Below are 22,778 nucleotides of genomic sequence, written 5' to 3' on the forward strand. Positions count from 1 at the left end.
AGCAGACTGTAAATCTGTTCTCTCCGAGTTCGGTGGTTCGAATCCATCAGCCTCCACCAGTTTATAGGGGCATAGTTTAAAGGTAGAACAGCGGTCTCCAAAACCGTTAGTGTGGGTTCAATTCCTGCTGCCCCTGCCATAGAAAATTTCATATTTAACCCAAAGATTTACCTTTTAATTTGGCGGTCGTGGCGAAGGGGTTAACGCATCGGACTGTGACTCCGACATGCGCGGGTTCAAATCCCGTCGATCGCCCTTTATTTTTTTGGGGGTTAGCCAAGCGGTAAGGCAACGGACTTTGACTCCGTCACGCATAGGTTCAAATCCTATACCCCCAGCCATTTTTATCAAGTGAATAATGATTCAATAAGCGGACGTGGCTCAGCGGTAGAGCATCGCCTTGCCAAGGCGAGGGTCGCGGGTTCGATTCCCGTCGTCCGCTCCATTTTTATTTCGGCGCCATAGCCAAGTGGTAAGGCACAGCTCTGCAAAAGCTCTATCCCCAGTTCGAATCTGGGTGGCGCCTCCATTTTATTTTTTTAATTTCATATAAGAATGCGCCCTTAGCTCAGCTGGATAGAGCGTTTGACTACGAATCAAAAGGCCAGGAGTTCGAATCTCTTAGGGCGCGCCATTTTTTTGTTTGTGCCGGTGTGGCGGAATGGCAGACGCGCTCGACTCAAAATCGAGTGGGGAGACCCGTGAAGGTTCGAGTCCTTTCACCGGTATTACACAGAAGATTTGCAGGATTACTCTAAAGTAATCTTGCAAATCTTTTTTTATTTTCCTGGTTTTCGATTTGTTTAGCAAAAAGCCCCGAATTCTCCGTTAGAGAATCTGGGGCTTTTTTTAGCGTTGTGTCTAATTCAAAGTTCGGACGAAGCGTTATTCGATCCAGAAATTGCGGTCGCCAACCTGGATGCTGTCGTCTTCGGCTTGAATAAAGAACAGCTCGCTTGTCGTTTCGCCGTTGGCGTCGGTAAACTCGATCGTGTTGCCGCCAATGCGATAGGTACCCGTGGAAGCTCCGCCTGCCGCGCCGCTGGTCTTATCGCCGCCTTCGACGGAACCGATCATAAAGTCGTCGCCTTCGTACGTGCCGTCCGGCCGAAGAGTCAGCGTCTCCGTCCAGGAACTGGAGCCTGCAGAGATCCCGACCAGCCCGCTGAAGCCTTCATGCGTGTAATTCTGATCCAGCGTCAGCCCGTCTTGGACCGGCTCCACCGGTTGAAGTTCCACCTCGTCGATAAGCAGCTTGCCGTCGGCCGTCTCGATGCCGAGAGGAGCTTCTTCGCCCTCTATGATAAGCTGACCGTTTTCGATCTTGTAAGTCTGACAGCTGCCGTCGCCGCAGTCGATCGTTTCGGGTCCGCCGCTGGGAGGCGCGTCCACCACGACTTTCTGATCCGGCAGAAACGTATAGATATTCCAGCACATGCCTCCGCACTCGGATCCGTCATAGTCCGGGCTGAACCCGTAGTACATGCCCTGCAGCCGTTCCAGATCGATGCTGCCGGTACCGGCAGGCTTATAGCCGCCGGAGCTGTCCGCTTGACTGCCTCCGATAGATAGCGGCGCGGAGTCCTTGGAGCAGCCCGCTAACGCTAAGACTGCGGACAGCAAGAAAATTAGCAAATACGGACGCCTGTAAGCGGAAGACCTTAGAGTGACTGTTTTCAATAATATCCCCTCTCATTCCTTTTAAGGTTATTTTTCGCTCATATGTACCCTATTGCTCGCTAAACTAAACGAAATCCCGGCATCTTGTTGTGAAAATTTGATTCAGGCTCTTTGCTGCTCAATCGGTCGTGCTGTTTTGTCGCCGGCCTTTTTTGTTATAATAAGCGCAGCAGCCAAAGAGGAGGAAAACCGCATGTTACAGGGAACGACGAGGCGCCAGGGAGAGAACGGCAAAGACTACGCTTACCGGGTGATCCGCGAAAACATTATGAATCTGACGCTGGAACCGGGACGGGCGATCAGCGAAGTCGACCTGGCGAATGCGCTCCAAGTATCCCGGACGCCGGTGCGTGAAGTTATGGCCAGATTGAAAGAAGAGCATCTGGTCGAAGTCGTTCCGCAGGTGGGCACGTATATATCGAAGATCGACGCCGGCCTGATCGAGGAAGCTGTTTTTATGCGGTTTACGCTGGAAAAGGAAGTGCTGCTGCTTGCCTGCGACACGTTTCCGCCGGACGAACTGCTGGAGCTTCGGCACAATGTGGAGCGGCAGGAGAACCTGCAGAATCGCCGCGGCGCTGCTGCCGATTTTCATGAGCTCGATAATGCGTTTCACCGGATGCTGTTTCGCGGCTGCGGCAAAGAACACGTCTGGGATTCGATCACCCGGCTGAGCACTCATTACAACCGGATGCGGCTGAAGTTTGAAATGGGACACCCTTTCGACGGAGCGGTGGAGCAGCATCGCGGCATGATCGAGCTGATTGCCGGGAAGCGGACCGGAGACGTCGAAGCGGCGGTGCGCAGACATATCATCGAGCCGATGAGCCGCTGGGAAGAAGTTCAAGTCTGAGCCGGCTTTAAGTAGAACCGCAGCCGGCATAACGCGCCGGCAGCGGTTCGTTATGCCGGCAGGAGAAGCGGTCCGACAAACGTTGGGGTTGCATCGCGCGAACTGGCATGCTAGTATGCCGATAGATGGCAAATTCACCGAAGGAGTGAAGAACTGTGGAAATGACGTTTCGCTGGTATGGCGAAGACGATCCGGTCAAGCTGGAGTATATTGCGCAGATTCCCGGCATGAAAGGGATCGTCAGCGCGGTTTACGATGTGCCGGTCGGCGAAGTCTGGCCGATGGAGAAGATCCGGGCGCTTAAAGAGCGGGTGGAGAGCGTCGGGTTGGAGCTGACGGTTATTGAAAGCGTTCCCGTGCACGAAGATATCAAGCTGGGCCTGCCGACGCGCGACCGGTATATCGAGAATTATGCGCAGACGCTGCGCAATCTGGGCCGGGCGGGCATTCCGGTCGTTTGCTACAATTTTATGCCGGTATTCGACTGGACGCGTTCGGATCTTGAATTCGAACTGCCGGACGGTTCGACGACGCTGATCTACGAAGAAGAAACGATTCGCCGCATGGACCCGAAGCTGGGCGAGCTGGCGCTGCCGGGGTGGGACACTTCGTACGGAGAAGGCGGCCTCGGCCATATTTTGGAGCAGTACGAGGGCGTGGGCGAGGAACAGCTGTGGGAGCATCTGGGTTACTTTATCGAGCGCGTGATTCCCGCCGCCGCGGAGAGCGGCGTCAAAATGGCGATCCATCCGGACGATCCGCCGTGGCCGATCTTCGGGCTGCCGCGCATCATCACGAATAAGCGTAATCTGGAGCGCTTCCTGAATCTGCACGATTCGCCGGTTCACGGCCTGACGCTGTGTTCGGGCTCGCTTGGCTGCGATCCGAACAACGACTTCGTCGATATGGTCAAGTATTTCGGCGGCGTGAAGAACCGGATTCACTTCGCGCATCTGCGCAATATCAAGATTACGGGCGAGAAGTCGTTCCGCGAATCCGGGCATTTGTCCGAGTGGGGTTCGCTCGATTTCTACGAGATCGTCAAAGCTTACGTGGATTACGGATTCGACGGACCGTTCCGTTCCGACCACGGCCGGATGATCTGGGGCGAGACGGGGCGCGCGGGTTACGGGTTGTACGACCGGGCGCTGGGCGCGGTTTATATCAACGGGCTGGCGGAAGCGGCGACCAAAGCCAAAGCGGCGGCGGAGCAGGCCTGATTGCGGAAGAAATAGAATGAGCTGCCGGAGAGCGGGCGGACGGATTCGAACCGTGCGCCCGGAACGAATTCAGCTTTTGGCAAGCAGGAAAGGAGTTTGATATCGGAATGGGGAATCTGCCTTTTAAAATCGATTTGAGCGGCAAAGTGGCGGTTGTCACCGGAGGTTCGGGCGTACTGTGCTCGGGCTTCGTGGACGCGCTGGCGGAATGCGGCGCGGCGGTGGCCGTATTGGGCCGCAGCCTGCAGGAGGCCGAGGCCAAAGCGCGGGAAGTGGTCGAAAGAGGCGGCCGGGCGATCGGCGTGGGAGCGGACGTGCTCGACAAAGCGGCACTCAAAGCTGCGCACGAGCAAATTCTGGAGCAGCTCGGACCTTGCGATATTCTGATCAACGGAGCCGGCGGCAATCATCCGCGGGCCACGACGACGGAGGAATACTGGACGCCGGATTTGCCGGAGAACGAGCGCGGGGAGACGATCAGCTTTTTCGATCTCGATCCGGACGGGCTGCGCTTCGTGCTCGATCTGAACTTTCTCGGCACGCTGCTCCCCTGCCAGGAATTCGCGCGGGATATGCCGGGACGGCCGGGCGCGGCGATTGTCAATATTTCTTCGATGAACGCTTATACGCCGCTGACCAAGATTCCGGCTTACAGCGGAGCCAAAGCGGCGGTCAGCAACTTCACCCAGTGGCTGGCGGTGTATTTCTCGAAAGCGGGCATTCGCGTGAACGCGATCGCTCCGGGTTTTTTCGTCACGGCGCAGAACGAGAAGCTGCTCAAGAACGAAGACGGCACGCTGACGGCGCGCTCGGCCAAGATTCTGGGCAGCACGCCCATGGGGCGCTTCGGCGAAGCGCACGAGCTGGTGGGCACGATGCTGTATCTGGTGAGCGAACAGGCGTCGGGTTTCGTCAACGGCGTCGTGATTCCGGTGGACGGGGCGTTCTCGGCCTACTCGGGCGTATAACCGTAACGCCGGCGGAACGGAACTTGCGGCCGAGAACGCAAATCTGCGCGGCCGCAAAGTATGCAAGAACGAGGAACGGCCGGGCTGTCCCGGCTTATACGGAAGGGGAGAACGGATTTGAGTTCTTTTATCCAGAACGATTTTCTGCTGCGTACGGATACGGCCAAGAAGCTGTATCGCGAATACGCGGAGCCGATGCCGATTATCGATTATCACTGCCACCTGGATCCGAAAGCGATCGCGGACAATCAAAGCTTCGGCAGCATGACGGAAGTCTGGCTGGGCGGCGATCATTACAAATGGCGGGCGCTGCGCACGCTGGGCGTCGAAGAGCTCTATATTACCGGAGATGCTCCGGATGAAGAAAAGTTTGCCAGATGGGCCGAGGCGCTGCCGCAAACGTTGGGCAACCCTCTGTTTCACTGGTCGGCGCTGGAGCTGAAAAGGTATTTCGGCATCGACGAACTGCTGACGGCGGATAATTGGAGCGGGATCTACCGGCGGTGCAACGAGCGTCTGGCGGAGCCGGACTTCACGGCGCAGGGACTGATTATCCGCTCGAACGTCAAATGGATCTGCACGACCGACGATCCGGCGGACGATCTGTCGCATCACAAACGCATCGCGGAGCAGACGTCGTTCGACGCGAAGGTGACGCCGACGTTCCGCCCGGACAAAGCGCTCCAGATCGGGGCGGCGGGCTTTGTCGATTATCTGGACACGCTGGGCCAAGCGGTCGGCTACACGATCGATTCGTATGCCAAAATGGAACAGGCGCTGATCGAGCGGATCGAACATTTTCACCGGAGCGGCTGCCTGATCTCCGACCATGCGTTTACGGAAGTGCCGCACACCAGAGCCACCGCAGTGGAACTGGATACGATTTTTGCGAAAAAGCTGGGCGGAGAAGAGCTGTCGAAAAAAGAAAGCGACCGCTATACGACGGAGCTGTTTCTGTCGCTCGGCCGCGCCTACGCGCAAAAAGGTTGGGCCATGCAGCTGCATATCGGCGCGATCCGGAATCCGAACACCCGCATGTTAAAGCGTCTCGGACCGGATACGGGCTTCGATACGATCGGCGATCCGCGGGTTGCGGACAGTCTGTGCGGGCTGCTGGATGCGCTGGACAGCGACAATCTGCTGCCCAGAACGATTCTGTACAACCTGAACGCGACCTCGAACGATGTGCTGGCGGCGCTGATCAGTTCTTTTCAACAGGAAGGGATTCGCGGCAAAATGCAGTTCGGTTCGGGCTGGTGGTACAACGATCAGAAGGAAGGGATGCTCAAGCAGCTGACTTCCCTGTCGAGCATCGGGCTGCTGAGCAGCTTTGTGGGCATGCTGACCGACTCGCGCTCGTTCCTGTCGTATACGCGCCACGAATATTTCCGCCGCATACTGTGCAATCTGATCGGGGGCTGGGCGGAAGACGGCGAAGTGCCGGACGATCTGCCGCTGCTGGGCAAGCTTGTGCAGGACGTGTCGTTCAACAACGCCAATGCGTATTTCGGCATGAAGCTGTAGGCAGGAAAAGGAAGCGGCGGAAGGATACCGCGCAAAACGAGATAAAAGCCCGATCCGCCTGCGGCGTCGTCGGGCTTTTCGGCATGGAGATGCCGCGGCTGCGAAGATGCACGGAAGGAAGCGGTCCGCCGGATGCGAAAAAAACGCGGCTTTCGATCCCGGCGGAACGGCCGCGGCGCCGACATCCGATCAGCGGGTGCTGTTGCGGTAGGAGCTGGGGGAGACGCCGGTGGCTTTTTTGAATGTGCGGGAAAAGTGGGCCGGCTCCATGCCGACGCGGTCCGCGATCGCGGAAATGCCGGTATCGGTGGAGGTAAGCAGCCGTCTGGCGAGCTCGATCCGCTTATGCTGGACGTAGTTCATCGGGGTGGTGCCGAGCTGCTTTTTGAAATACGGGATAAAGTAGTTGGGATGCAGATGGACGAGTTCGGCGAGCTGCTCCACCTCCAGCGATTCCTGCAGCCGGGCGTCGATGTATTCCAGCACCCGGGCCAATTTGCTGCGCTCGCTGCTCTGCATGAACCGGTCCATAAAGCCGGCGTGGCCGCCGCTTTCGAGGCAGCGGGCCAGCAGCTCCAGCAGACAGGCTTTGACGCGCAGGGAAGAAAACGGGCCGGGATGCTCCGACTGCGCGATCATTTCGAGGAACAGCGCTTTGATCCGGCCCGGGTCCTCCGCGTCGGCGATATGAAAGTCGTCTCCGGCCTGGAACAGCGGCCATTCGCCGATTCTCGCGTCGAAATGGCAGAAGTAGCGGGAATAAGGATTATGCGGCGGCGTAAAGCGCGTCTGCACGGCTCCCGCCGGCATAATAAACAGCTGGCCCGCGCGGGGTTCGTACCGGACCCCGTCCAGCGTAACCGCGCCTTCGCCTTCGGACACATAGTACAGCCGGTTGAACGACGGTTTCTCTTCCGGGGCGTTCCAGCCATAGTAACCCGCCCGGTAGAACGCATGCGAAACATGAACGGTCAGGTTCTCCAGCAGCCGGTCGGCGACGTCGGTCCGGAAGTAGGAATTGGAATCGGGCGTCCGACCCAGGCCGGCGTCAAACGGGGATTCGTGCATAACGGCCTCCTTTTTCGGCATGGTTTCTATTCGAAGTATACTTTATTTTGACGAAAATGCCTTAGTTTTGGACAAGAATTCCTTAGTTGTACGCATGTTATTCAAAGCTTCGTTGGGGTATCCTCAAGCTGTATGCAGGGCGAACACTTCAAGCCGGATAAATCGGAGGGACAAAAATGAAGACGAGCAGCGGAGAAAAAGTGCGTTTCGGCATTATCGGCATCGGCAATATGGGGACTTCCCACGCCAAAAGCCTGACCGGGCGCATCGAGGGAGCCGTGCTGACCGCGGTATGCGATATGCGGGAGCAGCGCCTGGAATGGGCGGAGCGGGAACTGCCCGCGGAAGTGAAGCGGTACGCGGACGCCGCGGAGATGATGGGTTCGGGCGAGATCGACGCGGTACTGATCGCGACGCCGCATTACGATCATCCGACACTCGCCGTGGAAGCGTTTCAACACGGACTGCATGTGCTGATCGAGAAGCCGGCGGGCGTCTATACGAAAGCGGTGCGTCAGATGAACGAGGCGGCCGCGAAGGCGGCAGAGCAGAGCCTCGTGTTCGGCATCATGTACAACCAGCGGACCAATCCGCTGTACCGCAAACTACGCGAGCTGATCCAATCGGGCGAGCTTGGCGAGATCCGGCGCACCAACTGGATTATTACCAACTGGTACCGCTCGCAGAGCTATTACGACTCCGGTGGCTGGCGGGCGACGTGGGAAGGCGAAGGCGGCGGCGTTCTGCTGAACCAGGACCCGCACCAGCTCGATCTGTGGCAGTGGGCCACGGGCATGATGCCGAAGCGCATTCGCGCTTTTTGCAGCTTCGGGAAGTACCGCAAGATCGAAGTCGAGGACGACGTGACCGCTTATGCCGAGTACGAAAACGGAGCGACGGGACTGTTCGTGACCACGGTCGGCGAAGCGCCGGGCACCAACCGGTTCGAGATCACGGGCGACAACGGGAAGATCGTGGTCGAAGACGACAAGCTGACATTCTGGAGACTGCGCACGCCGGAACCGGAGTTCAACGCGACGTATACGGGCGGTTTCGGACAGCCGGAATGCTGGAAATGCGAAATTCCGGTCGGCGGAGGAGGCGGGGAGCAGCACGAAGGCATCCTGCGCAACTTTACGAACGCCGTTCTGCACGGGGAAGCGCTGATCGCGCCGGGCGAAGAAGGCATCCGCGGCCTGACGCTGTCCAACGCCATGCATCTGTCGAGCTGGACCGACGATTGGGTGGAACTGCCGATCGACGAGGAAGCGTACCTGGAGAAGCTGAACGAACGGATCGAGCAGTCGACTTTTGTGAAAAAAACCGGCCCGGAAGCAACGCTGAACGTATCGGGCACGCACTGAGGAGGAAAAGCGGCGATGAAAAAATCGACGATTGCGGCGCAGATGTACACGTTTCGGGAACAGGCCCAGACGGAAAAAGATCTGGCTTCGACGTTTGCGCGGCTGAAAGAAATCGGGTACGAAGCGGTTCAGGTATCGGGTATCGGCCCGATCGATCACCGTACGGTCAAAAAATTGGCGGACCAAAACGGGCTGGCCATCTGCGCGACGCATATCCCGTTCGACCGGCTGACCGGCGAGTTGGAAGCGGTTGCGGAGCAGCACAAGCTGTGGGACTGCAAGTATGTCGGTCTGGGCATGGCGCCCGAGTCTTACCGGACGAGCGAGGAAGGCTACCGCAAATTCGCGCAGGAAGCGTCGGAGATCGGGCTGAGGCTGAAACGCGATTACGGGCTGCAGTTCGTGTATCACAACCACCAGGTGGAATTTGAAAAGTTCGGCGGCCGGACGGGCATGGACATCCTGCTCGAAGAAAGCGATCCGGAAGGTTTCGGCTTCGAGCTCGATATGTACTGGGTACAGGCGGGCGGCGGCGATCCGGCGCAGTGGGCGCACAAAGTCGAAGGCCGGATGCAGGTGGTCCACCTGAAAGACATGGAGATCGTGGACGGCAAGCCGGTGTTCGCCGAGATCGGGCAGGGCAATATGAATACGCCGGCAATTATCGAAGCGTGCCGGGCGACGGGCGTGGAATGGTATGTGGTCGAGCAGGACATCTGCCGCCGGGACCCGTTTGAGAGCGTGACGATGAGTCTCGATTATCTGCATCAATATCTGGAACGCGAGAAAACGCTGTAGGGAACCGGGGAAGCGGCCGGGCGGCGCAGCGGACTGCAAGAATGAGATAAGCCGAAACCGGCGAAAACGCACAGCGGAAGGATGAAGGAAAGCATGAGCCGAAACGACGGAATGAATTATGCGCCCAAGCACGAAGCGAAAGCGGTTGTACAGCCCGGCGAATTCGTATTTGCGGCCGCGGCGCTGGATCACGGACATGTGTACGGCATGTGCAACGGCCTGGCGGAAGCGGGCGGCACGCTGAAATGGGTGTACGATCCGGACGAGAAGAAAGTGGAGAATTTCCGCAAAGCGTATCCCGACGTACAGGCGGCGGGCTCGCTGGAAGAGATTCTGAACGATCCCGACGTGAAGCTGGTCGCCGCCGCGGCGATTCCGGCCAAGCGGGGGCCGCTGGGCATAAAGGTTATGGAAAGCGGCAAAGACTATTTTACGGATAAAACGCCGTTTACGACGCTCGCGCAGCTGCGCGCGGCGGAGGAATGCGCCGCGCGGACCGGGCGCAAATACATGGTTTATTACAGCGAACGGCTGCATGTCGAGAGCGCGGTATACGCCGACCAGCTGATCGGGCAGGGCGCGATCGGCCGCGTGGTCCAGGTGATGGGCACGGGTCCGCACCGGCTGAACGCGGACAGCCGTCCGGACTGGTTCTTCCGCCGCGACGATTACGGCGGCATCCTGTGCGATATCGGCAGCCACCAGATCGAGCAGTTTCTGCATTACGCGGGCTGCAGGAGCGCGAAGGTACTGCACAGCAAAGTCGCCAATTACAACAGCCCGGAATATCCCGAACTGGAAGACTACGGCGACGCGACGCTGGTCGGCGACAACGGGGCGACGCAGTATTTCCGCGTCGACTGGCTGACGCCGAAAGGGCTCGGCACCTGGGGCGACGGGCGGACCGTCATCCTCGGGACGGAAGGATATATCGAGCTGCGCAAATATACGGACGTGGCCCGCTCGGATTCGGGCGACCACGTATTCTGGGTAGACCGGGAAGGCGAGCATTACGAGCAGGTGTCCGGCAAAATCGGCTGCCCGTTCTTCGGGCAGCTGATCCTGGACTGTCTGAACCGGACAGAGAATGCGATGACCCAGGAGCATGCGTTTATGGCCGCGCGCCTGTGCCTGGAAGCGCAGGAGCAGGCGGTCAATCTGACGCCGGACACGCTGCGCAAGCCGGCCGAAGAAGCGCGGGCGGAGCGCTGACGGCGGAGCGGAGCCCGGCGGAAACGGAAAGCGGAAGGGCGGAGAAGAAAGCCCGGACGAATGTGTAAACGCAGAGCTCCGGAGAATCGAATCTTAGAAGACGGAAGGTGCGAAGCATGAACAAGACGGGAACGGCCATCGTCGGCTGCGGGGCGATCTTCGATCTGCACGCGCGGGCGGTAAACGCGATGGAGGAAGCGGAGCTGCTTCTGGTCGTAGATACCGACCCGGCCAAAGCGCGGCGGGCGGCGCAGACGTACGGCTGCGAAGCGGCGGAAGATTTCCGGGTCATATTGGACCGGGAAGATATCGAAGTCGTGCATCTGTGCACGCCGCATCATCAGCATGCGCCGCTGGCGCGGGAACTGCTCGCCGCCGGCAAACATGTGCTGACGGAGAAGCCGATCGCGCATACGGTCGAGGCGGCGGAAGACCTGCGCGAAGCCGCGGCGCGCAGTTCGGCGCAGCTCGGCGTCGTGTTCCAGAATCGCTATAACGAGAGTTCGCGCCGGATTCGCGAGTATATCGATTCCGGCCGGCTGGGCCGGCTGGAATGTCTGAAAGGCGTCGTCACCTGGACGCGCAGCAAAGAGTATTACACGGAGAGTCCGTGGCGCGGCCGCCGGGAAACCGAAGGCGGCGGGCTGCTTATCAACCAGACGATCCATACGCTCGATCTGCTGCAGTGGTTTGCCGGAGAGGACGTCCTGCGCATATCCGGCAGCGTAACGACGGACGCGCTGGGCGACGTGATCGAAGTCGAAGACAGCGCCCATGCCTGCATCGACTTTGCAGGCGGGGCGCGCGCGCTGTTCTACGGCACGAACGCTTATCTGGCGAACAGCCCCGTCGAACTGGAACTGATCTTCGAGAAAGGCACGCTGCTTCAGCGGCGCGACCGCTTGTATCTGCTGCAAGACGGCGAAGAAACGGAACTGTGCCGGCCTTCGCAGGTCGCCACGGGCGCCAAGTCGTACTGGGGCGTGACCCACGGTCTGCTGATCGAAGATTTCCATCGGCATGTGCGGGAAGGCCGGCAGTTCTGGCTGAACGCCGAAGCGGGCATCAAAGCTCTGCGGCTGATCCACGGCATCTACGAATCGTCCAAAGCCGGCGCCGCCGTATCCGCGGCGGGCGCAGCGCGCGGCTGAAGGATCGGCCGCCGGATGAACGCCGCCCGGGCCGAACGCGGACCCGGCCGCATGAAAAACTTACCCAAAAACCTTTGCCGGAACTTCGGCAAAGGTTTTTTTGCGCGGCGCGCAGCCGCCGTTCATGCCTGCCAGAACGCTTCGGCGCGGCGCACCCATTCATCCGGTCGGTGGGCCGCCAGCTCCCCGTGCCGATAGCCGGTCAGCTCCTGCACGGTGCAGCGCGGCGCATACTCGCGCAGCAGCAGGGCGGAATCCCGGATCGCTTTCGGTTCCCGGCTTGCGTACCAGCACAGAATCTCCGCTTCGCAGCCGCGAATTTCTTCGCTCAGGCCGTAAGCGAGATGACTGTCGAAGATAGCGTCCACGCTTCGGCCGTCCCGGCAGAGCCGCGACAGCTCCCGCGCATACAGTTCCATTTCCCGCTCCGGCAGGCGGAGCTCCGGCGGCTTTCGCCGGTTCGACCGTCCGGCGTTCAGCGCCTGCGCGCGGAACATCAGCCGATGAACGATTCGGCCGGTTCGGCGCATCCACGGATGCGGAGTGCAGGAGGCGCTCTCGATGATCGCCCGCCGGCACAGCCGGCTGCGCCGCGTCAGCATCTCGATCGCGATCTGTCCGCCGAGCGATACGCCGCCCAGCGCAAACAGCCGGCCGTCGTGATGCCGATCCGCATAGTCCAGCAGTTGACGGGCGCAGCGTTCCGTCGAAACGTAGGGCGCGGCCGCCGTCAAGCCGTGACCGTCCAGCACGGGCAGGATGATGTGGTAACGTTCGCGGAGTATCTCCGCCTGCCGGACAAAAAGGCCCGACCAGGTTGCGCCGTGCACCAGCATAACGGCGGGCAGTTCCGGACTGCCGTAAGTACGAAATTCCATCGCGATTTCCCTCCTCGTCACGTTCCCGAACGACCTCCGGCGCACCGGCTGCCCGGGGGATATAGCTTGGGCTATAATCCTTTGTATTGATAACCATTCTCATTTAAAGATATTATAACAGAAGCCCGCCGGCAATCAATCCGGCGCAGAAAACGGGTATAAATTGTGGACGTTCCGCCTGCGCGGAACGTCTTTTTAGTCGCTGTGGGACCGCGCGGCCAATGCCGCCTCGCTCGATTCCAATCGGGCAATCCGGCAGATTCGCTACACGGGTCTATAATCGAGCTGCGGCGATCTGCGTGTCTGGGTGCATAACGTGCACCGCACAGCCGCCGCGATTCGACTACACTTAAACCAGATAGAGAAAGCGGTTGCAATACCCACTCTATTACCCGGGGGAGATCTTCGATATGAACACGAACAAACCGGCCGCCGCGTCCAATCCGCTTCATTCCAGCCTGCTGCATACGCTGTTTGCGATTATCAACGAAGGCAACGTGGGCGATTCCGCTTACGTGCTGGCGCATTACTTTTTGGAACATTACGGCGAACTCCGGCACCTGAACATCTTCGACGTGGCGTCCGACTGCTTCGTTTCCCGCTCCAGCGTCCGCCGTTTCTGCAAAGCGATCGGCTACGACAACTTCGTCGACCTCAAAGCCGAATTCGCCCGCTACGACCAGGTCTACTACGCCAATATCCAGTCTTCGCGACAGGAGCGCTACAAGCAGCAGCTGTTCGACGAGATCGAGAAGATGATCCGCGACGTTTCGTCCAGCTTGACCGACGATATGCTGCGCAGCTTTGTGGACCGGATTCACGCCAGCCGCTATACCGTTTTCCTGATTCCGGGCGCGTACAGCGGAGCGGTCAAAGATTTTCAGGAGAAAATGCTGGCGCACAACCGCATCGTTTACGTCGTGTTCGAAAACTATATGGACAATGAATTGATTCGCAGCCTGGACGAACGCGACCTGCTGATTACCCTGTCGGTTTCGGGCGTGTTCGCGGAAGAAGCGGCCGGGTTCACGGAATCTCTGAACGTGCGCAACGCGCTGATTACGGGCAACCGGGCCTTTTCGGCCAAAGAGCGTTACGACGAGCTTTATTATCTGTCGGAGCGGCCCGACGGGCGGATCAACACTCCGGTCTACAGCCGCTACGGCGTCACTTTTATGCTGGACGTGCTCTACAGCGAGTACGCCCGGACACATCAGACGAATCTTGGGAGGAATTGAAGATGCAGTACAAGAATCAGCCCGTTTTTCCGGAAAAATTCATGTGGGGAGCTTCTAGCGCGGCCTGGCAGGTGGAAGGCGCGGTAGCCGAAGACGGCCGGACGCCGGCGATTATCGATCTGAACAGCAAGAAGAAAAAGCCGTACGCCGACAATTCGATCGCTTCCGACCATTATCATCACTACAAAGAAGACGTCAAGCTGATGGCCGACTGCGGCTTTACGTCGTACCGTTTTTCGCTGTCGTGGCCCCGCATTTATCCGTCGGACTCGGCCGAACCGAACGCCAAAGGTATCGAGTTCTACAGCAATCTGATCGACGAACTGCTGAAGTACGGGATCGAGCCGATCGTGACGCTGTATCACTACGATATGCCGGTATGGGTGGATGAGAAATACGGCGGCTGGTACGATCGCGGCATTATCGACGCGTTCGACCGCTATGCCCGCACCTGCTTCGAAGCGTTCGGCGACCGGGTCACGTACTGGCTGTCCATCAACGAACAAAATATGCAGATCTGCTACGGCAAATGGCTGGGCGTGTGCAAGAACGAAGAAACCTGGCTGCACGATCAATGGAAAGTCAACCATATCATGAATCTGTGCCATGCCAAAGCGGTCGTCGCCTGCCACGAACTGGTCGAAGGCGGCTTGATCGGACCCGTTCCGGGCTATGTGCCGATCTACCCGGCTTCGGCCAATCCGGACGACCAGATCGCGGCGATGAACGCCGAAGAGCTGACCGAGAAAGTCTGGAACGATCTGTACGTCCACCGCAAGTACAACGGGTTTATCCGCAGCTACTGGAACGAGAACGGAATCGACCCGGATATCCGCGAAGGGGACATGGAGCTGATCGAGTCCGCGAAGATCGACTTTTTCGCCCTCAACTGCTACCGCTCCAACACGGCCAAGCACTGCGGGATCGAGGACGAGCCGCAGGAGTACCTGCTCAACAAGAACGGCGTCAAAGGGCAGCTGATCTTCCCCAAAGTGCCGGGATTGTACCAGCTGACGGAGAATCCTTATGTGGAAACGAACGATTGGGACTGGGAGATCGATCCGGTGGCGATGCGGTATATGCTGCGCTACGTCTGGGACCACTACCGGCTGCCGATGATGATTACCGAGAACGGCTACGGCAAATACGACAGCCCGGCCGAAGACGGAAAAGTGCACGACGCCGAACGGATCGAATTCCTGCGCGACCAGATTTACCAGGTGGGTCTGGCGATCATGGACGGCTGCGACGTGATCGGCTACAATCCGTGGTCGTTTACCGACCTGCTCAGCACCGGCAACGGCATGGCGAAACGCTACGGGCTGGTCTATATCAATACGACGGACGAAGACGTGCTCGACCTGCGCCGGATTCCGAAAGACTCGTACTACTGGTATTCCGATTTGATCAAGTCCAACGGACAAAATTGGGGATAGAACGGGGATAGAGCGATGAGCAAATACACGGAAATTTCCGAACGGATTCTGGGCGAAGTCGGCGGGCCGGGCAATGTATCGGTAGTCAACCACTGCGCGACGAGGCTGCGGTTGACCGTAGCCGATCCGGACCTGGTGGATCAGGGCGGACTGAAAAGTATTCCGGGCGTAATGGGCGTCGTGATGCGGGGCGGCGGCGAGCTGCAGGTCATTATCGGTCCGGATGTAGGCAATGTGTACGGCAGTTTTATGGAAGCGGGCGGTTTCGACGGCAAAAAGGACCGCGGAGACCAGTCGGCGGCCGGGGATTCCCCGGCTTCCGCTTCCGCCGCGCGGGCAGGAGCTTCGAGCGCGGGAACATCCGCCAAAGAGGCGGGAAGCCGCAGCGGCGGCAGAAGCTTCAAAGCGATCCTGTCGCGCATCGTGGACTTTATCAGCGGCACCTTCGTGCCGGTTCTGCCGGTGCTCGTCGCCGCGGGACTCGTCTCGGCCGTGCTCAATATCGCGGTGACGTTCTTCGGCCTGCCGGCCGAGGGCGGCACGTATACGGTGCTGACGGCGGTCAACAACGCGGGCTTTTATTTCCTGCCGATCTTTATCGGCTACAGCGCGGCCCGCAAGCTGTCCATCAATCCGCTGATGGGCATGTATCTGGGCGCGATCCTGGTGCACAGCGCCGTCGACGGGGCGGAAGGCCTGGACTTCCTGGGCATCTCCATTCCGCAGGTTACGTACAATTCGTCGGTTATCCCGGTCATTATCGGCGTGCTGTTCATGGCGCTGGTCGATAAAGGATTCGATAAGATTATCCATCAGTCGATCAAATTTTTTGCCAAACCGCTGCTTACGATTCTGGTCGTCACCCCGGTTACGCTGATTCTGCTCGGACCGCTGGGCAGCTTTATCGGCAGCTACCTGGCAGCCGCTCTCCAGTTCGTCAATCAGGAGCTGGGCTGGTTATCCGTCGGACTTATGGGAGCGCTTACCCCGTTCCTGGTCATGACCGGCACCAACCAGGCGCTGTTCCCGCTCGTGTTCGCTTCGATGGCCGACAACGGCTACGACGCATTCGTCATGCCGGGTATGCTGGCGGCCAATACGGCTATCGGCGCGGCGGCTCTGGCGATTGCCGTGACGCAGCGCAGCAAAGATACGCGCGCGCTCGGATTCTCCGCCGGCCTCACCGGCGTGATGGGCATTACCGAACCGGCGATCTTCGGCATCCTGCTGCGCTTCCGCAAAGCGCTGATCGGCGCGGCTTCCGGCGGATTGGCCGGCGGCGTGTTCGCCGGCATCGTCGGCCTCAAGCAGTACGCCGTCGTGTCGCCGGGCCTCGCGGCGATTCCGACCTTTATCCCGACCGACGGGTCCGGGTTGACGACGAATTTCTGGTTCTCGATCGCCACGATCGCGATTGCCGTCGCGGTGTCGTTCGGCGTTACGCTTGTGCTCAGCCGCCCGGACCGCAGCGGCAGTCCGGAGGCGCAAACGCCCGGGCCGGCGCAGTCTTCGCTGCGCGCTTCCGGTTCCGGCAGCCCGCAGGTCTGAGCGCGGATAAAAGCTTTTTCTTCCGGACCGGAAGCCGTTTGGTACCGACCGGTAGCCGCCGTTCCGGACAATCCGTGCCGCGCATCGTCGTCTATATCTTCAGTGTTTATACGCAAAAAGGACTCCGGTTTCCGCGGCCGCGGAAACCGGAGTCCTTTTTTTGATTTTGCGCCGTTCGGCGCACGATCTTAATGCGAGCCGGTCGGATGCTCCGCGCTGCGGCTTTCCTGCGATTCCGCTTGCGCGTCCGCGGTCATGCCGAGCGGCAGCGGTTCGCCGATCTCCACGGTACCGTCCCCGGAACCGCCGCGTTTCTTCGGCTTTTTGGAAACCAGCACGACCAGGTCGATCAGCAGCAGCGGGAGCGATACCGAAGACGGATACGCCAGATAGCGCGGCTCCCATTCCGGGTAGAACTTTTCTTTGTAGCGGCGCAGGCCCGCGAAGCCGTAGAAGTGGCCGCCGTAGCGGAATACCAGATTGGCCAATTTCTCTTCGCGCAGCGAACTGCGGCTCTTGCCCACGCTCGACAGCGGCGCCATGCCGAGGTTGAACGTGCCGTAGCCGTTCTCCTTCGCCCATTCGATCAACCGCGCGAACAGCAGATCCATCGTGCCGTTGGGCGTATCCGGCAGGTAGCGCATCAGATCGACGGACACGGTCCGCTCGTCGTAAGCCGGCGCCAATGTGGCAAAAGCGATCGTGCGGCCTTCGGGGTCTTTCAACAGGGCGATCTGCGAACGCTGCAGATAACGCTCGTTGAACCAGCCCAGCGAGAAGCCTTTTTCCTTGCGGTCGCCGAGCCAGATGTCCGAGATGCCGCGCAGCTCCGCGAGCAGTTCTTCATTATACGGCGGAGACTGCACGGTAAAGGTATATCCGTCGCGCTCGAAGCGGTTTTTGGCGGTGCGGAACGCGGTCATCTTCTTGCCGCTGAGCGTGAACGTCTCCAGATTGATCAGTGCTTCCTCGCCCAGTTTGAAGAACCGGTAGCCCCGCTCGTGATACACGGACAGGTATTCGGGCGATACCTGGTAGAACGAAACGGACAGCGCATAGCGGTCGGCGAATGCCTGGAACTCCTCGATCGCTTCCCCGATTTTTTTCTTCGGGCCCAGCGGGTCGCCGAGCACAATCAATTTGTCGCGGGAGCGCGAGTAGGGAATCAGCACCTGGCCGCCCTGCGCCCAGTAAAGCTGCTTGTCGCCCAGATACAGCATATGCGTCAGCAGATTGCCCTTCTCCCGCGCCAGGAATCCGTCCAGCTTCTGCACTTCTTCTCCGCAGGGCGGAGAAGTCTTCTCGCGTTTGGGACGCAGCAGCACCAGGATCGAGAACAGAATCCAGGCGCCGGCGATGCCGCCGACCGCCGAAGCGGCGTACTCGCGCGGCCGCAGCGCCCATTCCGGCCGGATGCCGCGCGGCAGATGGTACAGGAAGCCGGGGCGCACGGACGAACCGATCAGATAATAACTGAACGCCACCAGCAGCGTAAAGCCGAACCAGAGCAGAATCCGTTTGCCAGGCAGCGTGGCGCCGGAACGGTTGAACCGTGCGCGCGATACCCACAGCAGCAGCGCCACGAAGAGCAGCACGATGGCTTCTTCGTAATCGAACGCTTTGACGAACGTGAATACCGCGCCGGCCACCAGCAGCAGCGACGTGAGCCGATGGGCCCGCCGCAGCCGCAGCGAAATGCCCATGGACAGAATAATCAGCAGGAAGCCGATCACGACGGAGATCTGCTGCGACAGCTTCATCAGCGGCGTAGACAGAAACCGCGACATGAAATGCAGCCGTTCCAGCAGGCCCGGCGTCGCCGCCGACAGCAGCAGGATCAGCCCGCAGGCCAGCACCAGCTTGCCGAGCGCCCAGACACCCATATCGCTGAGGAAGCCGAATTGTCCCGGCCAGTTCCAGAACCGCTGCCAGGTGTTCAGCAGGCCGTCGCTTTCGCGGCGGTCTTCGCGTATCCGTTCTTCGCCGGCTTTCTTGGCTTTGCCTCCCTCCGCGCCCGCGGAAGCGGCTTCCGGCGTCTGAAGCGCCTCGGCGGCCGGCGCCGCTTCGGCCGCCGCCGCGTTTCCGGCCGCGCGGCGCTTCGGCGCGACTTCGAACGCGGCCAGCACAAGGGCGATCAGCCACGGAATAATGAAATAGAACACCCGGAACAGCACGAGCGCCGCGAGCGCGGCTTCCGGCTGCACGCCGCTCAATTGCAGTCCGAGCAGCGCCGTGATATCGAACGCGCCGATGCCGCCCGGCGCCAGGCTGACGATGCCGGCGACGGCCGACACGCTGTAGATCGCCAGCGCCCGGTCGATCGGCACGCCGTGCAGGAAGTACGAGCAGATCAACCAGAACGTGAGGCCGGCGAAGAACCATTCCAGCAGCGAAGCCAGCACGGAGGTGCCGATGACGCTCCAGGGCAGCCGGCTGCCCTGGCCTTCTTTGTGGAACCATTTGGCGAACAGCTTCGACCGCTGCATCAGCAGGAAGACCGGCAGATAGAGCGCCATGCCCCAGACGGCGTAGATCAGCCAGCGGTGCTCGCCGAGCATGGGCCCGATCGGCAGCAGGCCGACGATTCCCGCCCACGAGAGCACCGACAGGCCGGTGACCATCGCCGGCGAGAGAAACACGATCGCCGGCGTGATCTGCGCCAGCGTGACGCCGCTGTTCTTGTACAGCAGCGCGCGGACGCCAGCGCCCGTAAAGCCGGCGAAGCCCAGGAAGTTATTGAACGTATTCGAGATCCAGCCGTAACGGAACGCGGCGCGCTTGGTCACGTTCAGGCGGAAATGCTTGCGGATCAGGAAATCGTAAGCGCTCATGACCGATACCGCGAACAGCGACATCAGCAGGATCGCGGCGATCGCTCCCGGCGGCATCGTCCGGATATCGACGAGGATGCGGGAGAAGTTGAGCTTGCGGAGCTCGCCCTGGCTTTCATAGTAAACGAAAGCGATCACGGCGATCGGAATCAGCAGCTTGACGATCTTCATTCGATAAAGGAAAGCGAACAGCCGCAGAATTTGCAAACGTTCCAGGATAAGCTTCATTCGTTTCATGGATTCACCTGCGCTAATCAGAAGTAGGTTGTGTTTTTAAACGATACAATTATTTCCATCGGCATATATGCAATAAATATTAACATAAAAACCCCGTTTTCGAACCGAACATCTTTGTAACCTTTCGGTTACGATTCGGGAAACGGGCGTTTCTTCGGCCAATAGACGCTTGAAAACAGGGTTCCCCTGCATTCCTTTAAGATGAAACGCGGGGCGCGGGTTTGCCCGTACCCTGCCTTTACGCTGCCCGCACGCTCCGGGGTCCGGGTGCTTTCCCCGCCTAAGGTCCAGGTTCAAAAACCGCCTGCGGTCCGTTTTGCGGCGGCGCGCCGGAGTCTAGAATAAAGGCATAAGGAAATTGATTCGCGAAAGGCGGTGAGAAGTTTAATGAGAAGCATGAAACTTAATATCCCGGCCATCGTACTTGTGGTACTGGGAGCGCTGATGCTGTTTGGAAAACTCGGAAGTGTTGTCGGTCTGCTGTTTGCCGTAGCTCTTTTCGCACTCGGCTATTACGGAGTCAAGACGGGCAAGACGTTTCTGGGCTGGCTGCTGATGGTCGTCGGAGGCTGCATGCTGCTGGCAAAGCTGTCCTGGCTGATCGGACCGCTGCTCGGGATCGTCCTGATCGGGGCCGGCATCGTATGGATCGCGGGCAGACGCTCGAACAATCGCAGAGGCTTCGGCGGCTAAGGCTCCCGGCCGAAACGCTTTGAAGCACGCAGTCGTCTTTTAGCCGGAAAAACGCGGAATCACGCAAGGGAGGGAGAAAAGCCGAATGAGCATGTTTAAACGAATGAGAGACATTACGCTGGCCGCTCTGAACGACAAGCTGGAGGAAAGCCAGGACCCGGTGCGCATCATCGACCAGTTTCTGATCGAGACCCGGCAGGAAATTGCGGAAGTTCAGCGGCTTTACGATCAATGTTCGCATCACAGCAAGCAGCTCCGTCAGCAGGTCGACCATGCGGCTTCGATGCGCGAGAAGCGCGAAGAGCAGGCGATGCTGGCGCTCAAGGCGGAAGAGGAAACGATTGCCAAGCTGGCGCTGCAGGAGAAAATGCTGTATGAAGAAAAAGAACGCCAGTACCTGGAGCTGTGGGAGCAGAGCCAGGAAACCTTCAAGGAACTCGGCGAGCAGCTTAACGTACTTAGAAACGAATACCAGACCGTATACAATAAACGCCAATACTACTACGCCCGCATGGAGACGCTTCGTCTCCAGCAGCGGATGAACCGCCGCGGCAACGGCTACGGCTCGGACGTTCCGAAAATGTTCGATCGTCTGGACGACCAGATGTCTTCGATGGAATACGAAACGTACAGCCTGCGGGATATCCGCAAACTCGGCCAGGACGCTTCGCGCCAGATCGGCGAGATCGGAGCGGTTCTCGAACAGGAGATGGACCGGCTGAAGGAAAAGCTGAAACGCGACGAAAGAAAGGAGTAAGCCAGGGATGCAAAGACTGTACCGCTCGACCCGGGACCGCATGCTGACCGGACTCTGCGGCGGGATCGCCTACGAGTTCGGCATCAGTCCCACACTGCTGCGCGTTCTGTTCCTTGTCGCCATTCCGCTGACCAGCGGGGCGATGCTGCCGATTTACTTTATCGCTTCGCTCGTGATTCCGAGAGAATCGGCGCCGCCGTACTCTCCGTACGACCGGGACCCTTACGCCCGGGACCCGTACCGCGACGGTTATGCCGGCCGCGATCCTCGCGAAGAGCAGTTCCGCGGCCCGCGCGACCACCGCGATCATCGGGCCCCGAGACCGCTGGATGCGGATCGGGAATTCGAACGCTCTTTTGCGCCGCATCGTCCGGCGCCGCGGGCGGATCTGAAAAAGCGCGACGTGCCGGATTCCGGCCTGGACGCCATGATGGAAGATATCGAGAAAAAGGCGCTCAAAAAAGAAGTCGAAGAACTCAAGCAAAAGCTTGCCCAATACGAAAACGAAAAGTCGAAAGGGGATTTGTAAAATGGGAGTATTTAAAAGACTGCGCGATATGACGAAAGCTTCGGTAAACGAACTGCTGGATAAGGTGGAAGACCCGATCATGATGCTCAACCAGTACCTGCGGGATATGGAAGAAGAAATTCACCAGGCCGAAGTGACGGTAGCCAAACAGATGGCGAACGAGCGCCGCATGAAGCAGCGCTTCGAAGAAGCGGTCCGCATCTCCGACCAGCGCGAATCGCAGGCGGAAGCGGCGTTGAAGAACGGCCAGGAAGAAGCCGCGCGCAAACTGCTGGAAGAGAAAATCTACTTCGATCAAAGAATTACCGAATACCAGGATCTGCACGACCAGGCCGAAGCCCAGGTCTCCGACCTGATGCGCCAGCTGCACGAAATGAAAGACGAGTTCTATCAAATGCGCAACAAGCGCAACGAACTGGTGGCCCGCGCCCAGATGGCGAAAGCCAAAAAGCAGATGGCCCAGGTCAACCCGGTCTACGCGATCGACAAAGGCAGCTCTTCGTCGGGCTTCCGCCGGATGGAAGAAAAAATCATGCAGATGGAAGCCGAAGCCGACGTGCTGCGCACGCCTTACGGCGGCGGATCGGGCCGCAGCGCTTACATCAGCCCGGTCGACGCCCAGAAGCAGCTTCAGGTCGACGAGCAGCTTAACGCGCTCAAGAACCGCCTGAACGGATCGTCTTCTTCGAACGGTCCTTCCCTCACCAAAGGCGACGAAGCGTAAGCAAACGCGTGAACGAGGAATGGTGCGGGAATCGGTCCGGCGGAATCTTTTCCGGATAGATTCCGATCA

General features: G+C 59.3%; 19 protein-coding genes and 7 tRNA genes. 22 read left to right on the forward strand and 4 right to left on the reverse strand.

Annotated features, from left to right (window positions below):
- The first annotated feature begins 65 nt into the window (after window positions 1-65).
- The 7 genes from QWJ34_RS14320 to QWJ34_RS14350 all read left to right on the forward strand — a co-directional run bounded on the left by QWJ34_RS14320 (window position 66) and on the right by QWJ34_RS14350 (window position 728).
- Window positions 66-139: transfer RNA gene (locus QWJ34_RS14320), tRNA-Trp, on the forward strand.
- 43 nt (window positions 140-182) lie between these two features.
- Window positions 183-255: transfer RNA gene (locus QWJ34_RS14325), tRNA-His, on the forward strand.
- Between the two features lie 11 nt (window positions 256-266).
- Window positions 267-341, forward strand: a tRNA-Gln gene (locus tag QWJ34_RS14330).
- Window positions 342-370: 29 nt separating this feature from the next.
- Window positions 371-445, forward strand: a tRNA-Gly gene (locus tag QWJ34_RS14335).
- A gap of 10 nt (window positions 446-455) precedes the next feature.
- Window positions 456-529: transfer RNA gene (locus QWJ34_RS14340), tRNA-Cys, on the forward strand.
- A 28-nt stretch (window positions 530-557) separates the two neighbouring features.
- Window positions 558-634 (forward strand) — tRNA-Arg (locus QWJ34_RS14345).
- Between the two features lie 13 nt (window positions 635-647).
- Window positions 648-728: transfer RNA gene (locus QWJ34_RS14350), tRNA-Leu, on the forward strand.
- A gap of 157 nt (window positions 729-885) precedes the next feature.
- On the opposite strand, the gene QWJ34_RS14355 is transcribed toward QWJ34_RS14350, so the two are convergent.
- Window positions 886-1,635, reverse strand: coding sequence for a hypothetical protein (locus QWJ34_RS14355; protein ID WP_302728819.1), 750 nt, complete (start codon window positions 1,633-1,635; stop codon window positions 886-888).
- A 238-nt stretch (window positions 1,636-1,873) separates the two neighbouring features.
- On the opposite strand from QWJ34_RS14355, the gene QWJ34_RS14360 reads away from it, so the two are divergent.
- From QWJ34_RS14360 to uxaC, 4 genes are all read left to right on the forward strand, one after another.
- Complete coding sequence (locus QWJ34_RS14360; RefSeq protein ID WP_302728820.1) at window positions 1,874-2,533, forward strand: GntR family transcriptional regulator; 660 nt, start codon at window positions 1,874-1,876, stop codon at window positions 2,531-2,533.
- Window positions 2,534-2,688: 155 nt separating this feature from the next.
- Window positions 2,689-3,753 (forward strand): mannonate dehydratase, encoded by a 1,065-nt coding sequence (locus QWJ34_RS14365; RefSeq protein WP_302728821.1) that lies wholly within the window; start codon window positions 2,689-2,691, stop codon window positions 3,751-3,753.
- Between the two features lie 107 nt (window positions 3,754-3,860).
- Window positions 3,861-4,721 carry an SDR family oxidoreductase gene (locus QWJ34_RS14370; RefSeq protein ID WP_302728822.1) on the forward strand — a complete coding sequence of 287 codons (861 nt, stop codon included), beginning with the start codon at window positions 3,861-3,863 and terminating at the stop codon, window positions 4,719-4,721.
- Window positions 4,722-4,838: 117 nt separating this feature from the next.
- Complete coding sequence (gene uxaC / locus QWJ34_RS14375; protein WP_302728823.1) at window positions 4,839-6,245, forward strand: glucuronate isomerase; 1,407 nt, start codon at window positions 4,839-4,841, stop codon at window positions 6,243-6,245.
- Between the two features lie 189 nt (window positions 6,246-6,434).
- Here the strand turns inward: uxaC and QWJ34_RS14380 are convergent, their stop codons facing one another.
- Window positions 6,435-7,313: an AraC family transcriptional regulator gene (locus QWJ34_RS14380; protein ID WP_302728824.1), complete on the reverse strand. Its 879-nt coding sequence runs from the start codon at window positions 7,311-7,313 to the stop codon at window positions 6,435-6,437.
- 176 nt (window positions 7,314-7,489) lie between these two features.
- Between QWJ34_RS14380 and QWJ34_RS14385 the strand changes: the two genes are divergently transcribed.
- The 4 genes from QWJ34_RS14385 to QWJ34_RS14400 all read left to right on the forward strand — a co-directional run bounded on the left by QWJ34_RS14385 (window position 7,490) and on the right by QWJ34_RS14400 (window position 11,838).
- On the forward strand, window positions 7,490-8,677 hold the full coding sequence (locus QWJ34_RS14385) for a Gfo/Idh/MocA family protein (protein WP_302728825.1): 1,188 nt from the start codon (window positions 7,490-7,492) through the stop codon (window positions 8,675-8,677).
- Window positions 8,678-8,692: 15 nt separating this feature from the next.
- Window positions 8,693-9,475: a sugar phosphate isomerase/epimerase family protein gene (locus QWJ34_RS14390; RefSeq protein WP_302728826.1), complete on the forward strand. Its 783-nt coding sequence runs from the start codon at window positions 8,693-8,695 to the stop codon at window positions 9,473-9,475.
- A gap of 93 nt (window positions 9,476-9,568) precedes the next feature.
- Window positions 9,569-10,687 (forward strand): Gfo/Idh/MocA family protein, encoded by a 1,119-nt coding sequence (locus QWJ34_RS14395; RefSeq protein ID WP_302728827.1) that lies wholly within the window; start codon window positions 9,569-9,571, stop codon window positions 10,685-10,687.
- Window positions 10,688-10,803: 116 nt separating this feature from the next.
- Window positions 10,804-11,838 (forward strand): Gfo/Idh/MocA family protein, encoded by a 1,035-nt coding sequence (locus QWJ34_RS14400; RefSeq protein ID WP_302728828.1) that lies wholly within the window; start codon window positions 10,804-10,806, stop codon window positions 11,836-11,838.
- A 122-nt stretch (window positions 11,839-11,960) separates the two neighbouring features.
- On the opposite strand, the gene QWJ34_RS14405 is transcribed toward QWJ34_RS14400, so the two are convergent.
- A complete protein-coding gene (locus QWJ34_RS14405) occupies window positions 11,961-12,716 on the reverse strand; it encodes an alpha/beta fold hydrolase (protein ID WP_302728829.1) in 756 nt (251 codons plus the stop codon).
- A 410-nt stretch (window positions 12,717-13,126) separates the two neighbouring features.
- Here QWJ34_RS14405 and QWJ34_RS14410 point away from each other — a divergent pair, with 410 nt between their 5' ends.
- The 3 genes from QWJ34_RS14410 to QWJ34_RS14420 are packed head-to-tail and all read left to right on the forward strand — an operon-like array spanning window position 13,127 to window position 16,938.
- The gene (locus tag QWJ34_RS14410; RefSeq protein ID WP_302728830.1) at window positions 13,127-13,954 is read left to right on the forward strand and encodes a MurR/RpiR family transcriptional regulator; all 828 of its coding nucleotides are present in this window, start codon (window positions 13,127-13,129) and stop codon (window positions 13,952-13,954) included.
- A gap of 2 nt (window positions 13,955-13,956) precedes the next feature.
- Window positions 13,957-15,390 carry a glycoside hydrolase family 1 protein gene (locus tag QWJ34_RS14415; protein WP_302728831.1) on the forward strand — a complete coding sequence of 478 codons (1,434 nt, stop codon included), beginning with the start codon at window positions 13,957-13,959 and terminating at the stop codon, window positions 15,388-15,390.
- Window positions 15,391-15,405: 15 nt separating this feature from the next.
- A complete protein-coding gene (locus QWJ34_RS14420) occupies window positions 15,406-16,938 on the forward strand; it encodes a PTS transporter subunit EIIC (protein ID WP_302728832.1) in 1,533 nt (510 codons plus the stop codon).
- A 188-nt stretch (window positions 16,939-17,126) separates the two neighbouring features.
- On the opposite strand, the gene mprF is transcribed toward QWJ34_RS14420, so the two are convergent.
- Window positions 17,127-20,006 (reverse strand): bifunctional lysylphosphatidylglycerol flippase/synthetase MprF, encoded by a 2,880-nt coding sequence (gene mprF / locus QWJ34_RS14425; RefSeq protein WP_302728833.1) that lies wholly within the window; start codon window positions 20,004-20,006, stop codon window positions 17,127-17,129.
- Between the two features lie 387 nt (window positions 20,007-20,393).
- Here mprF and QWJ34_RS14430 point away from each other — a divergent pair, with 387 nt between their 5' ends.
- The 4 genes from QWJ34_RS14430 to QWJ34_RS14445 all read left to right on the forward strand — a co-directional run bounded on the left by QWJ34_RS14430 (window position 20,394) and on the right by QWJ34_RS14445 (window position 22,709).
- A complete protein-coding gene (locus QWJ34_RS14430; protein ID WP_302728834.1) occupies window positions 20,394-20,699 on the forward strand; it encodes a hypothetical protein in 306 nt (101 codons plus the stop codon).
- 85 nt (window positions 20,700-20,784) lie between these two features.
- Window positions 20,785-21,456, forward strand: coding sequence for a PspA/IM30 family protein (locus QWJ34_RS14435; protein ID WP_302728835.1), 672 nt, complete (start codon window positions 20,785-20,787; stop codon window positions 21,454-21,456).
- Between the two features lie 7 nt (window positions 21,457-21,463).
- The gene (locus tag QWJ34_RS14440; RefSeq protein ID WP_302728837.1) at window positions 21,464-21,985 is read left to right on the forward strand and encodes a PspC domain-containing protein; all 522 of its coding nucleotides are present in this window, start codon (window positions 21,464-21,466) and stop codon (window positions 21,983-21,985) included.
- A gap of 1 nt (window position 21,986) precedes the next feature.
- The gene (locus tag QWJ34_RS14445) at window positions 21,987-22,709 is read left to right on the forward strand and encodes a PspA/IM30 family protein (protein WP_302728839.1); all 723 of its coding nucleotides are present in this window, start codon (window positions 21,987-21,989) and stop codon (window positions 22,707-22,709) included.
- Window positions 22,710-22,778 lie beyond the last annotated feature (69 nt).

The organism is Saccharibacillus sp. CPCC 101409, assembly GCF_030518235.1.
GTDB lineage: Bacteria > Bacillota > Bacilli > Paenibacillales > Paenibacillaceae > Saccharibacillus.

Bases quoted from the DNA above. Each gene is read 5' to 3' on its own strand.
- QWJ34_RS14405 (WP_302728829.1), bottom strand. From the start codon at position 12,716: ATGGAATTTCGTACTTACGGCAGTCCGGAACTGCCCGCCGTTATGCTG.
- QWJ34_RS14395 (WP_302728827.1), top strand. From the start codon at position 9,569: ATGAGCCGAAACGACGGAATGAATTATGCGCCCAAGCACGAAGCGAAA.
- mprF (WP_302728833.1), bottom strand. From the start codon at position 20,006: ATGAAACGAATGAAGCTTATCCTGGAACGTTTGCAAATTCTGCGGCTG.
- QWJ34_RS14445 (WP_302728839.1), top strand. From the start codon at position 21,987: ATGGGAGTATTTAAAAGACTGCGCGATATGACGAAAGCTTCGGTAAAC.
- QWJ34_RS14400 (WP_302728828.1), top strand. From the start codon at position 10,804: ATGAACAAGACGGGAACGGCCATCGTCGGCTGCGGGGCGATCTTCGAT.
- QWJ34_RS14385 (WP_302728825.1), top strand. From the start codon at position 7,490: ATGAAGACGAGCAGCGGAGAAAAAGTGCGTTTCGGCATTATCGGCATC.
- QWJ34_RS14440 (WP_302728837.1), top strand. From the start codon at position 21,464: ATGCAAAGACTGTACCGCTCGACCCGGGACCGCATGCTGACCGGACTC.
- QWJ34_RS14410 (WP_302728830.1), top strand. From the start codon at position 13,127: ATGAACACGAACAAACCGGCCGCCGCGTCCAATCCGCTTCATTCCAGC.
- QWJ34_RS14430 (WP_302728834.1), top strand. From the start codon at position 20,394: ATGAGAAGCATGAAACTTAATATCCCGGCCATCGTACTTGTGGTACTG.
- QWJ34_RS14415 (WP_302728831.1), top strand. From the start codon at position 13,957: ATGCAGTACAAGAATCAGCCCGTTTTTCCGGAAAAATTCATGTGGGGA.
- QWJ34_RS14370 (WP_302728822.1), top strand. From the start codon at position 3,861: ATGGGGAATCTGCCTTTTAAAATCGATTTGAGCGGCAAAGTGGCGGTT.
- QWJ34_RS14420 (WP_302728832.1), top strand. From the start codon at position 15,406: ATGAGCAAATACACGGAAATTTCCGAACGGATTCTGGGCGAAGTCGGC.
- QWJ34_RS14380 (WP_302728824.1), bottom strand. From the start codon at position 7,313: ATGCACGAATCCCCGTTTGACGCCGGCCTGGGTCGGACGCCCGATTCC.
- QWJ34_RS14435 (WP_302728835.1), top strand. From the start codon at position 20,785: ATGAGCATGTTTAAACGAATGAGAGACATTACGCTGGCCGCTCTGAAC.
- QWJ34_RS14390 (WP_302728826.1), top strand. From the start codon at position 8,693: ATGAAAAAATCGACGATTGCGGCGCAGATGTACACGTTTCGGGAACAG.
- QWJ34_RS14360 (WP_302728820.1), top strand. From the start codon at position 1,874: ATGTTACAGGGAACGACGAGGCGCCAGGGAGAGAACGGCAAAGACTAC.